16 protein-coding genes are annotated in these 21151 nt (G+C 76.6%); 8 read left to right on the forward strand and 8 right to left on the reverse strand.

The genetic code is table 11. The features are described 5' to 3' along the window. The 5 genes from RTG05_RS17730 to RTG05_RS17750 form a co-directional block, all read right to left on the reverse strand. Positions 1 to 2961 carry an AAA family ATPase gene (locus RTG05_RS17730; RefSeq protein WP_166526215.1) on the reverse strand — a complete coding sequence of 987 codons (2961 nt, stop codon included), beginning with the start codon at positions 2959 to 2961 and terminating at the stop codon, positions 1 to 3. After that, on the reverse strand, positions 2958 to 4121 hold the full coding sequence (locus RTG05_RS17735; RefSeq protein ID WP_166526216.1) for an exonuclease SbcCD subunit D: 1164 nt from the start codon (positions 4119 to 4121) through the stop codon (positions 2958 to 2960). Before RTG05_RS17735 ends, RTG05_RS17730 begins: the two co-directional genes overlap by 4 nt. Before the next feature lie 15 nt (positions 4122 to 4136). After that, positions 4137 to 5510: an acyltransferase family protein gene (locus tag RTG05_RS17740; protein WP_315912016.1), complete on the reverse strand. Its 1374-nt coding sequence runs from the start codon at positions 5508 to 5510 to the stop codon at positions 4137 to 4139. Positions 5511 to 5653: 143 nt separating this feature from the next. Beyond that, entirely contained in the window at positions 5654 to 6202 is a 549-nt protein-coding gene (locus RTG05_RS17745) for a PH domain-containing protein (RefSeq protein WP_166526218.1), read from the reverse strand. Positions 6203 to 6356: 154 nt separating this feature from the next. Continuing rightward, on the reverse strand, positions 6357 to 7178 hold the full coding sequence (locus RTG05_RS17750; RefSeq protein ID WP_166526219.1) for a biotin--[acetyl-CoA-carboxylase] ligase: 822 nt from the start codon (positions 7176 to 7178) through the stop codon (positions 6357 to 6359). A gap of 26 nt (positions 7179 to 7204) precedes the next feature. Between RTG05_RS17750 and RTG05_RS17755 the strand changes: the two genes are divergently transcribed. The 6 genes from RTG05_RS17755 (at position 7205) to RTG05_RS17780 (ending at position 13873) form a co-directional block, all read left to right on the forward strand. Then, positions 7205 to 8824: an acyl-CoA carboxylase subunit beta gene (locus RTG05_RS17755; protein ID WP_396349613.1), complete on the forward strand. Its 1620-nt coding sequence runs from the start codon at positions 7205 to 7207 to the stop codon at positions 8822 to 8824. Further along, positions 8821 to 9165, forward strand: coding sequence for an acyl-CoA carboxylase subunit epsilon (locus RTG05_RS17760; RefSeq protein ID WP_315912017.1), 345 nt, complete (start codon positions 8821 to 8823; stop codon positions 9163 to 9165). The genes RTG05_RS17755 and RTG05_RS17760 overlap by 4 nt, the downstream gene beginning before the upstream one ends. Further along, a complete protein-coding gene (locus RTG05_RS17765; protein WP_166526222.1) occupies positions 9162 to 9770 on the forward strand; it encodes a Maf family protein in 609 nt (202 codons plus the stop codon). The genes RTG05_RS17760 and RTG05_RS17765 overlap by 4 nt, the downstream gene beginning before the upstream one ends. Positions 9771 to 9986: 216 nt before the next feature. Further along, a complete protein-coding gene (locus RTG05_RS17770) occupies positions 9987 to 11495 on the forward strand; it encodes a serine hydrolase (RefSeq protein ID WP_166526223.1) in 1509 nt (502 codons plus the stop codon). Further along, the gene (locus RTG05_RS17775; protein WP_315912018.1) at positions 11492 to 12028 is read left to right on the forward strand and encodes a hypothetical protein; all 537 of its coding nucleotides are present in this window, start codon (positions 11492 to 11494) and stop codon (positions 12026 to 12028) included. Before RTG05_RS17770 ends, RTG05_RS17775 begins: the two co-directional genes overlap by 4 nt. Before the next feature lie 81 nt (positions 12029 to 12109). Beyond that, positions 12110 to 13873: an acetyl/propionyl/methylcrotonyl-CoA carboxylase subunit alpha gene (locus RTG05_RS17780; protein WP_315912019.1), complete on the forward strand. Its 1764-nt coding sequence runs from the start codon at positions 12110 to 12112 to the stop codon at positions 13871 to 13873. 42 nt (positions 13874 to 13915) lie between these two features. Here RTG05_RS17780 and RTG05_RS17785 read toward each other — a convergent pair whose 3' ends face one another. Together RTG05_RS17785 and RTG05_RS17790 are read right to left on the reverse strand one after the other, a co-directional pair. Continuing rightward, on the reverse strand, positions 13916 to 16012 hold the full coding sequence (locus RTG05_RS17785; protein WP_166526225.1) for a hypothetical protein: 2097 nt from the start codon (positions 16010 to 16012) through the stop codon (positions 13916 to 13918). 89 nt (positions 16013 to 16101) lie between these two features. Further along, entirely contained in the window at positions 16102 to 17823 is a 1722-nt protein-coding gene (locus RTG05_RS17790) for a M66 family metalloprotease (RefSeq protein WP_315912020.1), read from the reverse strand. A 290-nt stretch (positions 17824 to 18113) separates the two neighbouring features. On the opposite strand from RTG05_RS17790, the gene RTG05_RS17795 reads away from it, so the two are divergent. Then, positions 18114 to 19103, forward strand: a complete 990-nt coding sequence (locus tag RTG05_RS17795; protein ID WP_166526227.1) for an IS481 family transposase — start codon at positions 18114 to 18116, stop codon at positions 19101 to 19103. Here the strand turns inward: RTG05_RS17795 and RTG05_RS17800 are convergent. Further along, on the reverse strand, positions 19100 to 20503 hold the full coding sequence (locus tag RTG05_RS17800; RefSeq protein WP_166526228.1) for an NAD(P)H-quinone dehydrogenase: 1404 nt from the start codon (positions 20501 to 20503) through the stop codon (positions 19100 to 19102). The genes RTG05_RS17795 and RTG05_RS17800 overlap by 4 nt on opposite strands. A gap of 114 nt (positions 20504 to 20617) precedes the next feature. On the opposite strand from RTG05_RS17800, the gene RTG05_RS17805 reads away from it, so the two are divergent. Beyond that, complete coding sequence (locus tag RTG05_RS17805; RefSeq protein ID WP_166526229.1) at positions 20618 to 21091, forward strand: gamma-glutamylcyclotransferase; 474 nt, start codon at positions 20618 to 20620, stop codon at positions 21089 to 21091. The last annotated feature ends 60 nt before the right edge of the window (positions 21092 to 21151 follow it).

Below are 21151 nucleotides of genomic sequence, written 5' to 3' on the forward strand. Positions count from 1 at the left end.
TCAGCCGGCCAGCCGGGACCCGTGCCGGCCGGTGACCACCTCCAGCCGGGTGGGGATGCGAGCGCGCAGCTCCTCCAGGTGGCTGATGACGCCGACCGTGCGGCCGCCGCGGCGCAGCTCGTCGAGGACGTCCATGACCGCGTCGAGGGCCAGCGCGTCGAGGGTGCCGAACCCCTCGTCGACGAACAGCGTGTCCACCTGGATGCCGCCGGCCTCCGCGGTGACCACGTCGGCCAGGCCGAGGGCCAGGGCGAGGGAGGCCATGAAGCTCTCCCCGCCGGACAGGGTCTTGGTGGGACGCCGGGTGCCGGTGTACTCGTCGAAGATGTCCAGGCCCAGCCCGCCGCGGGCGCCGTGGCGGGCCTGGGCGTCGCTGTGCCGGAAGGTGTAGCGCCGGCCGGACATCTCCTGCAGCCGCCGGCTGGCGACCTCGGCGACCTGCTCGAGCCGGGCGGCCAGCACGAAGGACTCCAGCCGCATGCGCCGCGTGTTCGCGCCGCGGCCGGCGACCAGGTCGGCCAGCCCGGTGACCTGCGCGGCCCAGGCGTGCCGCCCGGCGAGCTCCTCCTCCGCGGCCACCACGTCGCCGGCCAGCCCGTCGAGCGCCGCGGCGCACCGGCGGGCCTGGTCCAGGGCGGTCACCGCCTGCTCGCGGGCGGCGGTCGACGCGGCGCAGCGCTCGGCCAGCGCCGCGACGTCGGGCCGCTCGCCGAGGTCGGCCAGCTCGGGGTCGGCGAGCGTGGCGGCGGCCACCGAGCGGGCCTCGTCGTGCTCGCGCAGCCCGCGGTCGAGGGCGGCGAGCTCGCCGGCGGGCAGCAGCGCTGCCGCGGCGTCGAGGACGTCGGGGAAGCCGGCGGCCGCCGACCGCTCCGCCGCGGTGGTCTGCGCCGCGCCGGCCGCCTCCCGGGCGCGCACCGCCTCGGCCGCGGCGGCGACCGCGGCCTCGCACCGCTCGGCGGCGGCGGTCAGCCGCGCGACGCGGGCCGGCAGGTCCGCGTCCCCGCCGCGGACGGCGTCCACGCGGGCCGCGGCCTCGGCGGCCCCGTGCTCGGCGGCGTCCCGCTCGGCGGTGCGCCGCTGCAGCCTCTCGCGGTCGGCGGCCAGGGCGGTGGCGGCCGCGTCGCGGCGCAGCTCGGCGGCGGCCAGCCCGGCGCGGGCGGCGGCCAGCCCGGCGGCCAGCGCTGCCACCTCCCGGTGCTCGGCGCGGGCGGCGGCGGCCTGCGCGGCCAGGTCCGCCGCCGCGGCGTCACCGGCGCGCGCCCGGAGCACCGCGAGCTCGCGCTCCTGCTCCTCCACGGCGCGGCCGGCCGCGGTGCGCCGCTCGTCGGCGGCGTCGACGGCGGCGCGGGCGTGCTCCTCGTCGTCGGCGGTGACCGGCGTGGGGGCCGGCCGGGCCGGGCGCGGGTGCTCGGTGGCGCCGCACACCGGGCAGTCCTCGCCGTCGACCAGGCCGACGGCGAGCTCGCCGGCCATGCCGTCGAGCCGGGCGGTGCGCACCTCCACCAGCCGCTCCCGCGCCTCGACCCAGGCCAGCCGGGCGCCGTGGGCCCCGGCGCGGGCGCGCTCGAGCCGGCCGGCGAGCGCGTCGGCGCGGGTGGCGGCGTCGAGGGCACCGCGGGCGGCCTCCTCGGCGGCGACCACGCCGGGCAGCCGGGCCGCCGCGGCCACGGCGGCGTCCAGGAGGGCCTGGGCGCCGGCCACCCGGCCCGGCTCCTCGGCCACCACCCGGGCACCGTCGGCGCAGGCCGCCGCCAGCCGGTCGACCTCGCCGGTCAGCCGCGCCGCCTCGGCGGCCAGCTCGCCGGCCCGGGCGGCGTCGGGCAGCAGGGCCCGGGCGTGCGCGGCGGCATCGCGCAGCTCGCGCGCCGTCCCCGGGGCGGCGGGGCGGCCGTCGCCCACGGCGGCCCACCGGGCCTCGGCCTCCTCCCGCGCGTCCTGCGCCCCCTCGGCGGCCAGCGCCGCGCGGCCCCCGGCTTCCAGCACGTCGCGCAGCACCTCGGCGCGGCGGCCGGCGTCGGCTCGCGCGCGCAGCGGAGCGAGCTGCGGCTCGCGGGCGGCGAGCTCCTCGAGGCGGGCGCGGGCGCGGTCCCGCCGGGTGTGCCGGTCGGCCAGCGCCCGGGCGGCAGTGAGCTCGGCGTCGACCCGCGCGTCGGCCGCGGCCGCGGTCGCGGCGTCGGCCCCGGCCGCGGTGAGGCGCTCCGCGGCGCGCGCCCGCACCGCGCGCAGCCACGCCCCCACCGAGGCGCCGGGGCGGGCGCCGACCAGCTCGGGCGCCAGCTCCTCGGGCACCTCGACGTCGGCGATCTGGGCGACCCGGTGCAGCAGGGTGCTGATCCGGTGCCGGTCGCCGCGCAGGGCCTCCTCGGCCGCGCGCCGCTCACCGGCCAGCCAGTCCTCGGCGCGGGCGAAGCGGTCCACGTCGAACAGGGTGCGCAGCAGCCGGGCGCGGTCCTCCGGCTCGGCGCGCAGGAAGCGGGCGAAGTCACCCTGCGGCAGCAGCACCACCTGGCAGAACTGCTCGGCGGTCAGGCCCAGCCGCAGCCGCAGGTGCTCCGAGCCCTCGTCGATGCGGGTGCTCACCGGCTCCCACGTGGTGCCGTCCCACCGCTGCACGGTCAGCCGGGCCTGCTCGGTGGTCTCGCCGCTGCCCCGCTTCTTGGGCCGGGTCTGCTCCGGCCGGCGGACGACGAGCAGCCGCTCCCCGGCGAGGGTGAGCTCGCAGCGGACCTCGGTGCGGGTGGCGGCGTCGGCGTGGTCGCTGCGCAGCCGCTTCTCCTCGCCGCGCGCGCCCGGGACGGTGCCGTAGAGGGCGAACACGACCGCGTCGAGCAGCGTCGTCTTGCCCGCCCCCGTCGGCCCCCACAGCAGGAACAGCCCGTCGCGGGCGACGGCGTCGACGTCGACGGTCTCGGTGCCGGCGAACGGGCCGAACGCGGTCAGCGACAGGGCGTGCAGCCTCACCGGGCCGCCTCCGCGCGGGCCGCCGCGCCCAGCGCGCGGGCGAGCAGCTCCCGCTCGGCCTCGCTGGCCCCGACCCCGCCGCGGACGTGCGTGACGAACTCCCCGGCCACCTCCAGGTCGCTGCGGCCGCGCAGCCGCTCCCGGTAGCTGCGCCCGTCACCTGCCCCGCCGCCGGACCACTCCAGGTGCACGCAGTGCGCGAACCGGGTCTGCAGCCGGCGCATCGGGTCGGCCGGGCGGACGGCGTCGGTGAGCCGGGCGGAGACGAAGTGCTCCTCGGCGCCGGCGTGCGCCGGGTCGTCCAGCAGGGCCTCCAGGGTGCCGGTGAGCACGGTCAGCGGGCGCGGCGTGGGCAGCGGCAGCGCCCGCACGCCGGCCAGCCCGGCGGCGTCGAGGTCGACCAGCCACACCTGTTTCTGCTGCCCGGCCTCGCCGAACGAGTAGGCCAGCGGGGAGCCGCTGTAGCGCAGCCGCGGGCTGATCGTCTGCGGGCGGTGCAGGTGCCCCAGCGCCACGTAGTCGACCCCGTCGAACACCGGCGCGGGCACCAGGTCGACGCCGCCCACGCAGATGTCGCGCTCGCTGTCGCTGGGCACGCCGCCACCGACGAAGGCGTGCGCCAGGACCACCGACCGCACGCCGGGACGGCGGGCGAGGTCCGCGCGCACCCGGTCCATCGCCGCGGTGAGCACCGCCTCGTGCGAGCGCGCAATGCCGGCTTCCCGCCCGCCCCCACCCAGCTCGTGCCGGGCGAGCTCGGGCTCGAGGTAGGGCAGCCCGTGGACCGCCACCTGCCCGTGCTCGTCGCGCAGCAGCACCGGCTCGTGGAGCCGGTCGGTCGCGGCCCGGACGTGCAGGCCGGCCGCGGAGAGCAGGCCGGAGAAGGTGCCCAGCCGGCGCGCGGAGTCGTGGTTGCCCGGGGTGAGCACCACCTGTGCCCCCGCCCGCAGCAGCCGGCCGACCACCCGGTCGAGCACGGCCGTCGCGTCCGCCGACGGCACCGCCCGGTCGTAGACGTCACCGGCCACGACCACGACGTCCACCGACTCGGCGACGACGGCGTCGGCCAGCCCGGACAGCACCGCCTCCTGCTCGCGCAGCAGGTCCGCGCCGTGCAGGGTGCGGCCGAGGTGCCAGTCCGAGGTGTGCAGCAGCCGCATGGGCGCGAAGCTAGGTCAGGGGGCCGACAGGACCGTGCGGGGGGCGCCCTCGGCGTCGGCCCGCACCCGGGGCACCGGCAGCACCGCGGAGGGCCCCAGCGCGACGGCGGTCCGGGCGGCGGCGGCCCGGGCGGGCCGGACGGCGGGGCGCCCCGCGGCGTCCCGGGGGGCCGGGACCCCCTGCCGGCGGTCGCCGCGGGCCCAGCGGCCCGGCCCGCGGTCGCGCAGCAACAGCCGGCTGGGCTCCTCGACGAAGCGGTGCAGCAGGTGGGCGAGGACGAGGGCGGCCAGCAGCAGGTGCGGGACGAGCAGCGCGGACAGCCCGGTGCCGGGCGCGATGGCCGGCCACCACTCCATGTGCGTCCAGGCGATCTCGAACAGCGGGATGTGCACGAGGTAGAGGCTGAAGGAGATCCGGCCACCGTGGACCAGCGCGTCCCGGGACAGCACCCGGCTCAGCCCCTGGGTGGACAGCGCGAGCGCCCCGACCAGGACGGGGAACAGCACGACGACGACCCCGCCGTGCTCGGCGGTGCCCTGACCGCGCCAGTGGCCCCACCAGAGCCCGACCAGGATCTCCACGACGGCGAGCACGGCGACCCCGGCGGCGACCCGCTCGACGCGCGGGGTCACCCGGATCCGCCGCACCGCCAGGCAGGTGAGGGCGCCGGCCAGGAAGCCGCCACCGATGCGCACCAGCCAGCTCCAGGCGAAGTACGGGTCACCGGTGGAGTAGCAGGCGGCGGCGAAGGGGACCAGCACGGCGACGGCGAGGCCGCCGGTGACCACCGGCGGCAGGTCGCGCAGCCGCCACAGGAGCAGGACCAGCAGCGGGAAGCACACGTAGGCCAGCCACTCCGCGCTGATCGACCAGGCGGCGCCGACCCACGAGGAGCCGTCGAACGCGGGCTGGTGCCACAGCTGCACCATGGCCAGCTGCTCGAGCCAGCTGCCGACGGTGACGGTGGGCTGGGTGTTCTGCCAGACGAGGAAGCCGTCGGGAGCCCGGCTCGCCTTGTACAGCAGCCACCCGCCGAAGGCGGTGGTGACCAGCGCGTAGACCGGCCACACCCGGCAGATGCGGGCCCACCAGAACCCGACCGCCGCGCGGGCCGCCGGTCGCGGGCCCAGCCGGTCGAGGTAGGTCAGCGTGATGACGAACCCGCTCAGCACGTAGAACAGGTCGACCCCGAGCGCGCCGGTCTTGACCAGGGGCGCCAGCGGCTCCCAGACCGCCCGGTAGGCGTCACCGGGGGTGAACCAGAAGTGGAAGACGACCACCCACAGGGCGGCGACGATGCGCAGCCCGGTCAGGGCCCGGATCTCCCCCGACGGCGCCGGAGCGGGCGGCCCGCCGGCCGCGGACGACGGAGCGTGCGACGGACGCACCACGTGTCACCACCAGTCATCAGGTCACTACTTCCTGTGTGCGACCTGAGCGTATGGGTCACGGGACGGTCACGTGCAGCCGAAGCCCGACGAAGACCGGCGCGGTCGGTGGGCAGGAGTCGACAGGCGTCGTCCCACCCGCCTCACCAGCCCCAGCCCGGTCCCCCGTCGTGCACCGACGGGACGCGCTCGCGCTCCCGCCGGTCGGCGTCCTCCTCGACCAGCAGGACCAGCAGCTGCTGGACCTCCTCGCTGCCGGGCACCCGCTCGAGCACCGTGGGCCCGCCGTCCCCCACCGTGTCGATGGTCAACGTGCCCGAGCCGACCAGCCGCTGGCCGAGCGTCTGCCGGTAGGAGACGTCGGCGACACGCGACAGCGCGATGTCGCGGCCGCGGCGGCCGAGCACGCCCTCGCGCAGCAGCAGCCGGTGGGTGGTGAGGACGTAGTGCGTGGTGCGCCAGCGCAGCACCGGCCGCAGGACGGCGAGGAGGAGGACCAGCAGGGCCAGCCCCGCGACGGCCGCCCGCACGGTGCCCTGCGCGGGACTGGAGGGCACCAGCGCCGCGGCGTAGGAGGTGCCCCCGACGACGAGCAGCAGGACGAGCACCGGCCGCGCCAGGGTCAGCCAGTGCGGGTGCAGGTGCCGGAGGACCTCTTCGTCGTCGGCGAGCAGCTTGTCCGGGTACGGCACGCGGACAGGATGACCCACCGCGACCCGTCCACCAGGTCACCGCGCGGTGTCGTGACGAGTGGGGGGCCGGAGGTCCTCCGCGAGGAACGACGCAGGGCTCACCGCAGGTCGGGAACGGCTCTTGGCCGCGGTGTCGTCCGGCAGGACGACAGTGTCACCGCACGTGTCGCACGTCCCCGCTGGCCAGCGCGACGGTGCCGGCCGCCGTCCGGACGACGAGCCGGCCGTCCCAGTCCACGGACTCCGCGATCCCCTCCAGCACCGACCCGTCCGGCAGCGTGGCCGCCACCGGGGACCCGACGGTCGAGGACCAGGCCAGGTAGTCGCGGGCCAGCCCGGTGAGGACCGGGTCGCCGAGGGCCGCCGTCCAGGGCAGGTAACGGCGCTCCAGACCGCGCAGGAAGCCGAGCAGCACCGCCGCCCGGTCCACCGGGTGACCCGCGGCCAGCGCCAGCGAGGTGGCGGTGTCCGGCAGCTCGTCGGCGCGGGTGGAGACGTTGAGGCCCACGCCCACCACCACCGCGCCGCCGCCCACCTCGGCGAGGATCCCGGCCAGCTTGGCGCCGTCCGCGGCGAGCAGGTCGTTGGGCCACTTCAGCGAGGCCCGCACGCCGGGCACCTCGCCCACGGCCTCGGCCAGCGCGACGCCGGTGAGCAGCGGCAGCCACCCGCGGCGGGCGGCGGGGACGTCGGGGCGCAGCAGCACCGACACGGTGAGCCCCGCGCCCGGCGGGGAGGTCCAGGTGCGGTCCAGCCGGCCCCGGCCGGTGACCTGGTGCTCGGCCACCAGCACCGTCCCCTCGGGGGCGTCGCCGGCCGCCGCGTCGAGCAGCGCGGCGTTGGTGGAGCCGATCTCGGCCACCACCTCCAGCGACCGCCACAGCCCGCTGCCGGAGGTCAGCGCGGCGGCCAGCGCCGGGGCGTCGAGCGGGGCCCGGGCCGGGTCGGAGGAGGCGGACGACGACGGTTCGGGCACTCCCCTACGCTACGGAACCTGTGACGGTGGCTGAACGGGCAAGCGCCGGGGACGACGTCCCCGCCGACCTCGACCTGCACACGACCGCCGGCAAGCTGGCCGACCTCGAGCGCCGCGTCGGGGAGGCCGCGCACGCCGGCTCCGAGCGGGCCGTGGACAAGCAGCACGCCGCGGGCAAGATGACCGCCCGGGAGCGGATCGAGGCGCTGCTGGACCCGGGGTCGTTCACCGAGCTCGACGCGTTCGCCCGCCACCGCTCGACCAGCTTCGGCATGGAGGCCCGCCGCCCCCTCGGCGACGGCGTCGTCACCGGCCACGGCACCGTCGACGGCCGCCCGGTGTGCGTCTTCTCCCAGGACGTCACCGTCTTCGGCGGCAGCCTCGGCGAGGTCTACGGCGAGAAGATCGTCAAGGTGCTCGACCTCGCCATGCGCACCGGCTGCCCGGTCGTCGGCATCAACGAGGGCGGCGGCGCGAGAATCCAGGAGGGCGTGGTCTCCCTCGGTCTGTACGCGGAGATCTTCCGGCGCAACGTGCACGCCTCCGGCGTCGTCCCGCAGATCTCCCTGGTCATGGGCGCCGCCGCCGGCGGGCACGTCTACTCCCCCGCGCTCACCGACTTCGTGGTCATGGTCGACGGCACCAGCCAGATGTTCATCACCGGCCCGGACGTGGTGAAGACCGTCACCGGCGAGGACGTGACGCTGGAGGACCTCGGCGGCGCCCGCACGCACAACACCCGCTCCGGCGTCGCCCACCACCTGGCCGAGGACGAGGACGACGCGCTCGACTACGTCAAGGCGCTGCTGTCCCACCTGCCCAGCAACAACCTCGACCCGCTGCCGGTCGTCGAGGTGCCCCCGGCCGACACCACGGCCGACGGCGTCACCGACACCGACCGCGAGCTCGACACGTTCGTCCCGGACTCGGCCAACACGCCCTACGACATGCACACCGTCATCGAGCACGTGCTCGACGACGGCGAGTTCCTCGAGGTGCAGGCGCTGTTCGCGCCGAACATCGTGGTCGGCTTCGGCCGGGTCGAGGGCCGGCCGGTCGGTGTGGTGGCCAACCAGCCCACCCAGTTCGCCGGCACGCTGGACATCGACGCCAGCGAGAAGGCGGCGCGGTTCGTGCGCACCTGCGACGCGTTCAACGTGCCGGTGCTGACCTTCGTCGACGTCCCCGGGTTCCTGCCGGGCACCTCGCAGGAGTGGGAGGGCATCATCCGCCGCGGCGCGAAGCTGATCTACGCCTACGCCGAGGCGACCGTCCCGAAGATCACCGTGATCACCCGCAAGGCCTACGGCGGCGCCTACGACGTCATGGGCTCCAAGCACCTCGGCGCAGACCTGAACCTCGCCTGGCCGACCGCGCAGATCGCCGTCATGGGCGCCCAGGGTGCGGTGAACATCCTGTACCGCCGCGAGCTGGCCGACGCCGAGGACCCCGACGCCCGCCGCGCCGAGCTGATCACCGAGTACGAGGACGCGCTGCTGTCGCCCTACGTCGCCGCCGACCGCGGGTACGTCGACCAGGTGATCCGCCCCTCGCACACCCGCATCGAGGTCACCAAGGGGCTGCGCCTGCTGGCCAACAAGCGCCAGACGCTGCCCCCCAAGAAGCACGGGAACATCCCGCTGTGACGACGACATCGTCGTCCTCCGGACGACCACCGCAGCCAGGTGCCGTCCCCGAGCCGCGTGGAGCCCATCCGTCGTTCGATCGCGGAGACCCTCCGGGCCCCCACTCCTCACGACCCCACGACGAACTCGCGTCGGCACCTCCCCTCCTACGGGTCGTGCGGGGCGAACCCACCGCGGAGGAGCTGGCCGCGCTCACCGTCGTCGTGGCCGCGCTGGCACAGCGGCGGCGCCCGCGGCGCCGGCCGGCACCCGTCGGGGCCTGGTCGTGGCCCGCGGACGGCCACCGCCGGCCGCTGCAGCCGGGGCCCGGTGGCTGGCGCGCCTCGGGGAGGACGGCATGAGCGTGGACCGCAGGCTGGTGCTGGCCTCGGCGTCCCCGGCCCGCCTGGCCCTCATGCGCCAGGCCGGGCTGGCGCCGGAGGTCGTGGTCAGCCAGGTCGACGAGTCCAGCGTGCGCGCCGCGCGGGTCGGCGAGCAGGTCGCCCTGCTGGCCGCCGCCAAGGCCCGCGCGGTCGCCGAGCGGGAGACCGACGCGCTCGTCGTCGGCGCGGACTCGCTGCTGGAGTTCCGCGGGAAGCCGCTGGGCAAGCCGGCCGACGTCCAGGACGCCCGGGACCGCTGGCAGCGGATGAGCGGCCGCAGCGGCGTGCTGCACACCGGGCAGGCGCTGTTCGACGTCCGGGACGGCCAGGTGGTCAGCCGCGACGTCGCCGTCGTCTCCACCACCGTGCACTTCGCCAGCCCGACGCCGGCGGAGGTCGAGGCCTACCTGGCGACCGGCGAGCCGCTGGCCGTGGCCGGCGCGTTCACCCTCGACGGGCTCGGCGCGCCGTTCGTCCGCCGGGTGGACGGCGACCCGGCGGCGGTCGTGGGGCTGTCGCTGGCCACCCTGCGCACCCAGCTGGCCAAGCGGGGTCTGGCGATCACCGACCTCTGGCGCCGCTGAGGTCACCACCGTCCCGACTGCCCCACGATCCGTTGCCCGCCGGTGAGCGCGCTGTGACCATCTGGTGCCGTGGGTGGGCCGGCCAGGACGTGGACCCACGTCCTCGTCGTCCTCGCGGTCGTGGCGGCGGTCACCGGACTGGTCCCCGGGACCTCCCGGGCAGCCGGTCTGCAGGACCGGGTGGACGCTGCGGGCAGGTCGGCCGCGGGACAGGGCGTGACACTCGGCTTCGCCGTCCTCGACCGGTTGACCGGGGAGTACGCCGACAACGGGCCGGCGGCGCACCAGCGGATCGAGTCGGCGTCGGTCGTCAAGGTGTTCATGGCCGACAGCCTGCTGCGCCGCCGCGACCTCGGGCAGATCGTCCTCCGGCCGGCCGACCTGGACGCCCTGGGTCGCGTGCTCCGCTCGTCGGACGACGCCGCCGCCAACCGGTTCTGGAGCGGCTACGGGGCCAACGGCCTGGTGAGCGACGTGATCGCGCGCTACGGGCTGGGCGAGACCGGGTTGACCTCCAACGTCCGGTACTGGGGCAACACCCTGATCACCGCCCATGACGTGGTCCGCTACTACGACGGCCTGCTCAGCGGCGCCGGCGGGCTGTCGGCCGGCAGCCGGGACTTCGTCCTGGACCAGCTGCGGCAGTCCACCCCGCGCGGCACGGACGGCCACTGGCAGTGGTTCGGCCTGCGCGACGGGCTCCCCGGCGAGGGCGTCATCGCCCAGAAGCAGGGCTGGATGTGTTGCGTCAACGGGTCGGTGTACCGGCACTCCACCGGGGTCGTCGGGCCGGACGCGCGCTTCGTGGTCGCCGCGCTGGCCAGGGAGCCGTCGGTGCGGGGTGGCCCCCACCTGGAGGCGGCGGTCACCGCAGCGGTGCGCCAGTCCTTCCCCGAGGGACACACCCCCCGGCTGACCGGCATCGACCAGGCCTGGCTGCGCACCGGCGGCCGGGGCGGGCGCCTGGGCCCGCCGGTGGCGCCCGAGGTGGGGACCGCCGGTGGCGCCGGTGCCTTCCGCTGGTACCAGCGGGGGGCGGTCTACTGGTCGCCGCCGACGGGCGCGCACTGGCTGGCTGGCGGCATCCTCGACGCCTGGGTCGCCCAGGGCTTCGAGACCGGCCGCCTGGGCTTCCCGGTCACCGACGAGGTCGCCCTGCCCGGCGGCGCCTTCTCCTGGTTCCAGCGCGGGGCGGTCTACTGGTCGCCGCCGACCGGCGCGCACTGGGTGACCGGCGGCATCCTCGACGCCTGGGTCGCCCAGGGCTTCGAGACCGGACCGCTCGGCTACCCGGTCACCGACGAGGTCGCCCTGCCCGGCGGCCGCGGCGCGTTCTCCTGGTTCCAGGGGGGCGCGGTCTACTGGTCGCCGTCCACCGGGGCACACTGGACGACCGGGGCCGTCCTCGACGCCTGGGTCGCCCAGGGCTTCGAGACCGGACCGCTCGGCCACCCGGTCGGCGACCACGTCACGACCCCGGACGGCGCCTTCACCTGGTTCGAGGGGGGCGCGGTCTACTGGTCGCCGTCCACCGGGGCGCACCGGATCACCGGGGCCGTCCTCGACGCCTGGGTCGCCCAGGGCTTCGAGACCGGACCGCTCGGCTACCCGACCAGCGACCCGTACCCGGTGCCGGGCGGGACCCGCACCGACTTCGAGGGCGGCAGCCTGGTCCTCGACGCGGACACCGACCGGGTGACGACGGTGTCCGGGCCCGCCGCATGAGGTCCCGGCAGGCGGTGCTCGTGGTGGCGGCGCTGGTGTGCGTCGGCTGCACGGCCGGGCCGACCGCCACGCCCCCGACCGCCACGCCCCCGACCGCCACGCCCCTGACCGCCACGCCCCTGACCGCCACGCCCCCGACCGCCACGCCCCCGACCGCCACGCCCGCCCTGCCCGGACTGGCCGGGCCGGGAGAGGCGGCCGTGGTCGGGACGCTCCCCACCGGGATCGCGGACGGATCGGTCGTCGTCTCCTACGCAGGCCTCGGAGAGGTCCGCGCCCCCATGTCCGGCACGTGCGCGCACGCCGGGGCACGGACCACCGTCCGCGGCTCAGCGGACGGCGCCGCGGTGGAGCTCGCCTTCGGGCCGGAGGGCGCCGTGCTGACCCTCGACGACGTCGGCCTGCGGTCGACGGCCGCCGTGGCCGCGGGCGACCTGGCGGTCGACGGCGTGCGGCTGCACCTGACCGCGCCGCTGGTGGCCGACGGGCAGGTCATCGGGGACGTCGACCTCGACGTGACCTGCACCGGCTGACCGTGCCGCGTCGCCCGGTCGCAGGTGCGCCGTCGCCGGATGACTACAGTCCGACCGGTCCACGAACCAGGGAGGGCACCGGTGCAGAAGGTCCTGATCGCCAACCGGGGCGAGATCGCCGTCCGGGTCGCCCGTGCCTGCCGGGACGCCGGGCTGACCAGCGTGGCGGTCTACGCCGAGCCCGACCGGGACGCGCTGCACGTCCGCACGGCCGACGAGGCCTACGCCCTCGGGGGGACGACGCCCGGCGACTCCTACCTGGTGATCGACAAGGTGCTCGCCGCGGCGGAGCAGTCCGGCGCCGACGCCGTGCACCCCGGGTACGGCTTCCTGTCGGAGAACGCCGACTTCGCCCGGGCGGTCATCGACGCCGGGCTGACCTGGATCGGCCCCTCCCCCGAGGCGATCGTCGCGCTCGGCGACAAGGTCCAGGCGCGGCACATCGCCACCCGGGTCGGCGCCCCCCTCGTGCCCGGCACCACCGACCCGGTCTCCGGCGCCGACGAGGTCATCGCCTTCGCCGAGGAGCACGGGCTGCCGGTGGCCATCAAGGCGGCCTTCGGCGGCGGCGGGCGCGGGCTCAAGGTCGCCCGCACCACCGACGAGATCCCCGAGCTGTTCGACTCCGCCGTCCGCGAGGCCGTGGCCGCCTTCGGCCGCGGCGAGTGCTTCGTCGAGCGGTTCCTGGACCAGCCGCGGCACGTCGAGGCACAGGTGCTCGCCGACACCCACGGCACCGTGATCGTCGTCGGCACCCGCGACTGCTCGCTGCAGCGGCGCAACCAGAAGCTGGTCGAGGAGGCCCCGGCGCCGTTCCTCACCGACGAGCAGCGCGAGCGCATCCACTCCTCGGCCAAGGCCATCTGCGCCGAGGCCGGCTACTCCGGCGCCGGCACCGTGGAGTACCTGGTCGGCGCCGACGGCTCGATCTCCTTCCTGGAGGTCAACACCCGGCTGCAGGTCGAGCACCCGGTCAGCGAGGAGACCTCCGGCCTGGACCTGGTGCGCCAGCAGTTCCGCATCGCCGAGGGCCTGCCGCTGGAGGTCACCGAGGACCCGACCCCGCGCGGGCACAGCATCGAGTTCCGGATCAACGCCGAGGACGCCGGCCGCGGCTTCGTCCCCGCGCCCGGCCCGGTGACCCGGCTGGAGGTCCCGCAGGGCCCCGGCGTGCGCTGGGACTCCGGCGTCGAGGCCGGCGGCGAGGTCGCCGGCGCGTTCGACTCGATGCTGGCCAAGCTGGTCGTCACCGGCGCCACGCGCACCGAGGCCCTGGAGCGGGCCCGCCGGGCGCTGGACGAGCTGGTCGTCGAGGGCATGCCGACGGTCGTCCCGTTCCACCGGGCCGTCGTCCGCGACGAGGCGTTCACCAGCGAGCCGTTCCGGGTGCACACCCGCTGGATCGAGACCGGGTGGGACAACCAGGTCCCGCCGTACACCGCCGCCCCGGCTGCGGGCGAGGAGCCCGAGGAGCGGCAGACGGTCGTCGTCGAGGTCGGCGGACGCCGCCTGGAGGTGTCGCTGCCCGCCGGCCTGGCCGCCGGCGGGGGGGCCCCGGCCGCCGCCGGTGGTGGGGCCAGGCCGCGCAGGCGCAGCGGCGGGCACGGCGCGGCGGCGGCGTCCGGGGACGCCCTGACCAGCCCCATGCAGGGGACGATCGTCAAGGTCGCCGTCGCCGACGGGGACACCGTGGCCGAGGGCGACCTGGTCGTCGTCCTGGAGGCCATGAAGATGGAGCAGTCCATCACCGCGCACAAGGCCGGCACGGTCGGCGGGCTGTCCGCCGAGGTCGGCGCCACGGTCACCAGCGGCGCGGTCATCTGCACCATCGCCGACGCCGGCTGAGGACGGGCGGCGCGACCGGGCCGGTCGCGCCGCCGGTCCGGGTCAGCCGGGGCGGCGCACCCCGAGGGTGTCCACGCCGTCGGCGTTCCAGTCCCCGGTGAAGGCGGTGTCGGTGACCTCGCCGTAGGCGACCTGGCGGTCCGCCGGGCCGGTCGTGAGGCTCGCGCGCAGGTGGTAGACGTTGCCCCGGCGCACCGCGACGGTGTCGCCGCGCTGGTCGGTGCCCCACCGGCCGACCAGCACCGTGTCGGCCGGGTCCCCGTAGCCGAAGACGGCGTCGGCCACGCCCGTGGTCAGCCCGTTGCGCACGTGGTAGACCGCGCCGCGGCGGACCGTGAGGCTGTCCGCGCGGTCGCCGTCCCAGTCGCCGACGAGCACCACGTCGCCGGGGTCGCCGTAGGCGAAGGAGCTGTCGGCCACGCCGGTCTGCAGCGAGTTCTTCACCAGGAAGAGGTTGCCGCGCCGCACGGCCAGGGTGTCCCGGCCGTCGCCGTCCCAGTCACCGACCAGGACCGTGTCGCCCGGGTCGCCGTAGGCGATCGTGCGGTCGGCCGGCCCGGAGGTGTTCTGGTCCCGGAGGTGGAAGACGTTGCCCCGCCGAACCGCCAGCGTGTCGACGCCGTCGCCGTTCCAGTCGCCGACCAGGACGGTGTCCAGCGGGCCGCCGTAGCCGAAGACGCGGTCGGCGATGCCGGTGAACCGGTCGTTGAGGTAGTAGGTGGCGCCCGTCCCGCCGATCCCACCGGCGTCCGGGCCGGCCGGCGCGGCCGGCGGCGGAGCCGGCTGCCCGCTGACCTCGACCCGGGCACCGCCCGCGTTCGCCTCGAGCACCTGCACGGTGAAGCCGCCCACGGTCACCGGCACCCCGCCGGGCAGCACCGCGGAGGTGTCCGCGGCCCACTGCGCCGACCGGGAGGGCGTGCCGTCCAGCAGCAGCGAGGTCTCCTCGCCGTCACCGGCCAGCCGCAGGCCCACCCCGGAGGGCAGCCGCCGGTAGTTCGCCGAGGTGCCCAGCCAGGCGTCCTGCCCGGTCGGTGTGCGGTACTCCAGCCAGTAGACGTCACCGTCGGCGTCGGCCAGCCGGACCGCGCGGGTGCCGGTGCGGGCACCGGCCGGGGCGAGCACGAACTGCGCCGGCGGGGCGCCGGCGGAGACGGTGGGCGCCGCACCGGCGGGCAGCACCCCGAGCCGGGCGGCGTGCGCGGCGTTGAGCGAGCCCATCTGCTCCCAGGAGACCCCCATGAGGTCGTACCAGTCGGCGTAGCGCTCCACCCCGCACGCGCCGGTGTCGACGGTGCCGTCGCAGCGCAGCCGGGAGGCGTGGCCGAGACCGAGGTTGTGCCCGAGCTCGTGGGCGACCAGGGACGTCACCGTCCGGTTCACCAGCGCCCGGCCGCCGGAGGTGACCGACCGGCCCACCTCGGCGAGCCCGGCGCTGCACCCGGACGCCGTCGTGGGGACGTACACCAGCAGGTGCCGGTTGGGGCCGCGGACCCAGCCGGTGCGCGCCGCGGCCTCCGCCCACAGCCCGTAGGGGTCCTCGCACCCCGCGGCGGCGCTGTACCACCCGGACGCGGCGGTCACGCCGAACCGGACGGCGCCGTCGGTCTGCGCGGCCCAGAAGGCGGACACCGGGCCGTCGACGGCGGCCGCGACGTCCGCGGGGGTCCGCCCGTCGGGCGTCGCCCCGGCCGGCACCACGAGCGCCACGGTCACCTCGTGCGTCGTGCCCGGCGCCGCACGGGACAGCAGCGGGTCCGCGGGCGCGGCGGCCACGACCTCCGCGGCCAGCACGTCGACGGCCGGCTCGAGCCCCTCGGCGACGGCGGCGTCGACGACCGAGCCGCCCAGCGTCACCTCGACCGTCGCGCCGACCTCGACCGCGGCCACGTCCTCGGTGGGCACGCGGACCGCGGCGCCGGTGTCCGGCTCGATCCAGCTCAGCAGCGCGTCCTCGTGCCCGCCCGGGTCGTCCTCGTGGTCCCCGGGGGCCGGCTCGGCGTACGCCTGGACCAGTTCGCCGACCACGGTGTCGCCCGGGACCGGCTGCTCCACGGCAGCGGCAACGGGAGGGGCCAGGACGGCTCCGGCGAGGACGGCGACGCTGACGGCGGTCAGCGGCCAGGAGTGCAGGCGCACGAGGTCTCCAGACGACGGGGGACGACCCTCTCCTCATCGGCGCACACGGCTCGTAACTGGAGGCGGACCGTCCGTGTGGGTGACCGCGGTCAGGTCCGGCGACGCCACCGGCGCACGAGGGTCCAGGCGGCCGCGCCGGCCACGCCGACCCCGGACAGCAGCGCGAGCGCCGGCGCCTCGCCGCTCGCCGTCCGTCCCGCCGCCGGCACCGGCGCCGGCGCGTCGACGCCGGCCGGCAGTGCGGTCGCCGGCGGGTCCGACGGGACCGGTCCGGCGCCGGGGGCAGTGGTGCCGGCGTCCGCGGCCGCCGGCGGCGCCGCCGGTCCGGCTGTGTGCAGCGGCGCGGCCGGCGCGGCGGCCAGCACCTCGGGGGTGGTCCCCGGGGGCAGCGGCGTCACCGGGACGGCGGCGCCGGCGGCGGGGACGACGGTCAGCGCCGCGCCCGCCGCGGTGACGGCGTCCACGGTGACGGTGAAGGCCCCGCCGGCGACGGCCACCGGCAGGCCGACGGGCAGTGCGGACTGCCAGTCGTCGTCCCACCGCGCGGCCGGCGACGGGGTGCCGTCGAGCAGCAGCGCGGTGTCCGGCATCCCACCGGTGCGGCGCAGCAGGACGCCGGCGTCCAGGGCGAACCGGTTGTCGGCCGAGCCGAGCCAGGCGTCCCGGCCGGTGGCGGTGCGCAGCTCCAGCCAGTACGTACCGCCGGTCGCGTCGGTCAGCCGCACCGCCCGGGTGCCCGAGCGGGCCGACAGCGGGGCGAGGGTGACCGGCGTCGCCGGCCCGCCCGCCGCGACGGGCAGCTGGGCGTCGGCCGGCAGCACGCCCAGCTGGGCCGCCTGCGGGGCGCTGAGCGACCCGACGGAGTCCCAGGAGGCGCCCATGACGTCGTAGTGGTCGCGGTAGGGGGCGGTGCGGCAGGCGCCGGTCTCCACGGCGGCGTCGCACTGGTGCGCCGAGGAGTGCCCGAGGCCGAAGTTGTGGCCCAGCTCGTGGGCGATCACCGACGGCAGCACGTCGCGGACGTACACCCGCCCGCCGGAACCGACCCCGGTGCCCACCTGGCCGAGCGCGTAGGAGCAGCCGGCGAGGTCGCGCGGCAGGCTGCTGACGTAGACGAGCAGGTGCCGGCCCGGCCCGGCCTGGAAGCCGGTGCGCTCGGCGACCTCGTCCCACAGCGCGGTCGGGTCCGCGCAGCCGGCCGCGGTCCGCACCCAGTCGTGTGCGGCGGTCACACCCAGCCGGACGGCACCGCCGGTCTCCTCGGCCCAGAAGCCCGCGACCGGCCCGTCGACGGCGTCGACCACCGAGGCCAGCGTCGCGCCGTCCACCGTGCCACCGGCCGGGACGGCCATGGCCACGGTGACCTGGTTGGTGAGGCCCGCGACCCGCGCGGCACGGACCTCCGGCGCCGTCTGCAGCAGCGTGCTGGCCAGCACGTCGCGAGCCGGCTCCAGGCCCTCCTGCGCCGCGACGTCGGTGACCTGCCCGCCCACGGTGACCTCGACGGTGGAGCCGACCGGCAGGCCGGCCACCGCGTCGGTGGGCACCCGGACGGCCTCACCCGACGCGTCCTGCACCCAGGTCAGCGGCGCCTCGGCGTGCTCCTCCTCCGCGGCCGAGCCGGCCAGGCCGGCCTCGGGCCAGGCTCGGACGACCTCGCCGACGACCGTGTCGGCCACGGGGGCGGGGGCCGCCTCGGCCCGGGCGGCCGTCGCCGGCACCGCGAGGGAGAGGGCCAGCACGGTCGCCACGCCGGCCAGCGCGCGCAGCGAGCGGCGGCGGGGGGCGGGGGCGAACCGGTGAGGGTGCATCCCCCCTGTCCTCGGCGGCCCGCGCGCGGGTCGGCACCGGTGGCCGGCGATCCAGTCGAACCCGCTGTCACACCCGCCCCGCGGTCCTCCCGGCGTCCCGGCAGCCTCCCTGGCGACGTGCCGGCACGGCCCACGGGCCCCACCCGTTCGGGTGTCCTAGGTGTACTGACCGGAGACGTTGGTCGAGGGCGTGCAATCACAGGATCTGATTGACGGATGTTGTGAGGGAGGACCTCCGGGCGTGGAGTGGAGCTGCTGAAGGCGACCACTGCACGACACCGGAGGTCCTCGTGCTCCACGCTAATGCCGCACTGACACCACGCCAGCGGCTGCAGATGGCCCGACTCATCGTCGAGGAGAAGTGGCCGGCGACGCGGGCCGCCGAGCGCTTCGGTGTCTCGGCAACCACCGCCCGGCGCTGGGCCGACCGCTACCGCACCGAAGGCGCCGCCGGCATGACCGACCGCTCCAGCCGGCCCCACACCAGCCCGACCAAGACCGATCCGGCGAGGACGAAGCGGATCGTGTCGCTGCGGCTGCGTAAGCGCTGGGGGCCGGTTCGGTTGGCCGCCGAGACTGGCGTGGCGCCCTCCACGGCCGGAGCGGTGCTGCGCCGCTGCAGCATCGGCCGGCTGTCTCGTCTCGAGCGCCGCGAGCGGGTGGTCGTGCGCTATGAACGCGAGGCGCCCGGTGAGCTGCTGCACGTCGACGTGAAGAAGCTGGGCAACATCCCCGCCGGCGGCGGGTGGCGCTTCCTCGGCCGGGTCCAGGGCAAAGTCAACCGGCACCTCGACGGCGGCCGGGCCCGAAGCCGCTATCGCAACCCGCTGATGGGCCACGGGTTCATCCACGTCGTCCTCGACGACCACTCTCGACTGGCCTACGCCGAAATCTGTGAGGACGAGACCGGCCCCACCGCCGCCGCGGTGCTGCGCCGGGCGGCCGACTGGTTCGCCGCTCGCGGGGTGACCGCTCGCCGGGTGCTGACCGACAACGGCGGCTGCTACCGCAGTCGCAACTGGGCCGCTGCCTGCGCCGAGCTGGGCATCGCTGCGAAGCGGACCCGGCCCTACCGGCCGCAGACCAACGGCAAGGTCGAGCGGTTCAACCGCACCATGACCAGCGAATGGGCCTTCGCCCAGCTGTTCACCAGCGAAGCCGACCGCCGCGCGGCCTTCCCTGGTTGGCTACACGCCTACAACCACCACCGGCCCCACACCGGCATCGGCGGCCACCCGCCCATCAGCCGCCTGACCAACCTCCCCGGTCAGTACACCTAGGCGAGCGCGTCGGCCCGCATCAGCCGCCGGCCGGCCTCGGTGATCGACCCGGACAGCGACGGGTAGATCGCGAAGGTCTGCGCCAGGTCGCTGACCGTCAGCCCCTTGGTGACCGCCAGCGCGATCGGCAGCACCAGCTCGGAGGCCCCCGGGGCGACCACCACGCCGCCGACGACCACGCCGGTCGCCTGCCGGGCGAAGAGCTTGACGAACCCGTCGTGCAGGTCGGCCATCTTGGCCCGCGCGTTGGTGGCCAGCGGCAGCCGCACCACCTCGATGTCGGCACCCTCGGGCATGGTCTTCTCCTGCACCCCGACGGTGGCGATCTCCGGGTGGGTGAAGACGTTGGCCGACACCGTCTTGAGCCGGATCGGGGTGACCGCCTCGCCGAGCGCGTGCCACATCGCGATCCGGCCCTGCATCGCAGCGACCGACGCCAGCTGGAACACCCCGGTGACGTCGCCGGCGGCGTACACCCCGGACACGCTGGTCCGCGAGACGCGGTCGACGACCACGTGCCCGGACGGCGAGAGCTCCACGCCGGTGCCCTCCAGGTTCAGCCCGGCGGTGTTGGGCACGGTGCCGACGGTCATCAGCGCGTGCGAGCCCTCGACGGTGCGCCCGTCGGTCAGCTCGACCACCACGCCCTTCTCGGTGCGCCGCACCCCGGCGGCGCGCCCGCGCTCCAGCCGGCCGCCGCGGGACTGGAAGACGTCCTCGAGCACCTCGGCGGCGTCGGGGTCCTCCCCGGGCAGCACCCGGTCGCGCGAGGACACCAGGGTGACCGGGACGCCGGCCTCCAGGTAGCCGGAGGCGAACTCCGCGCCGGTCACCCCGGAGCCGACGACCACCAGGTGCTCGGGCATCTCGTCGATGTCGTAGACGTCGCGCCAGTCGAGGATCCGCTCGTGGTCGGGCTCGGCGCCGGGCAGCACGCGCGGGTCGGCGCCGGTGGCGACGAGGACGACGTCGCACTCCAGCGTCTCGGTGACCGTGCCCTCGGCGTCCAGCACCTCCACCCGGTGCTCGGCCAGGCCGCGGCGCTCGTCGGAGAGCCGGCCCTGCCCGGCCACGACCCGCACGCCCTCGCTGACCAGCCGCGCCCGGACGTCGGCGGACTGCGCCACCGCCAGGCCCTTGACCCGCTGGTTGACCGCGGCCAGGTCGATGCCGACGGTGGTCAGCTCCGAGCCGCGCACGCCGAGGGAGGTCGAGTCCCGGACGCTGCTCATCACGCCGGCCGAGGCGATGAAGGTCTTCGAGGGGACGCAGTCGGTGAGCACGCTGGCCCCGCCGATGCCGTCCCGCTCCACCACGGCGACCTGCGCACCGAGGGATGCGGCGACCAGCGCGGCCTCGTAGCCGGCCGGTCCGCCACCGATGATCACGATGCGGGTCATGGGAGCCCTTCAAGTGCGCTGGGGACACGTGCTGCCGCCATTGTCCCCGCCGGACAGGGCCGTGGTGCCGAACTCGCCGGGAGGGTCTCGCCACACCGCCGTAGGCTGGCCGGGATGGGCCTCTACGCCGCCTACGGGTCGAACATGGACCCCGCCCAGATGCTCCGGCGCTGTCCCTCCTCCCCGCACACCGGCACCGGCTGGATCAACGGCTGGCGGCTGACCTTCGGGGGCGAGGAGCTGGGCTGGGAGGGTGCGCTGGCCACCCTCGTCCCGGACGACACCACCCCGGGCGAGGCGCTGTCCCCCGGCGTCTTCGTCGCCCTCTACGACCTCACCGAGGCCGACGAGCAGGCCCTGGACGCCTGGGAGGGCGCCGACTCCGGCCTGTACCGCAAGCTGCGCCTGCAGGTGCACACCCTGACCGGGGACCGGGTCGCCTACGTGTACGTGCTCGACGCCTTCGAGGGCGGGCTGCCGTCGGCGCGGTACCTGGGCGCGCTGGCCGACGCTGCTGAGGCCGCCGGCGCCCCCGACGACTACCTCGCCGAGCTCCGCACCCGGGAGTGCCGCTCCACCGGCGTCTGAGCCGCCCCCTCCCCGCCCTCCCCGCCCTCCCCGCGATCATGGACGTCGGGAAGCGACACG

It is taken from the genome of Geodermatophilus sp. DSM 44513, assembly GCF_032460525.1.
Taxonomy (GTDB): Bacteria; Actinomycetota; Actinomycetes; order Mycobacteriales; family Geodermatophilaceae; genus Geodermatophilus.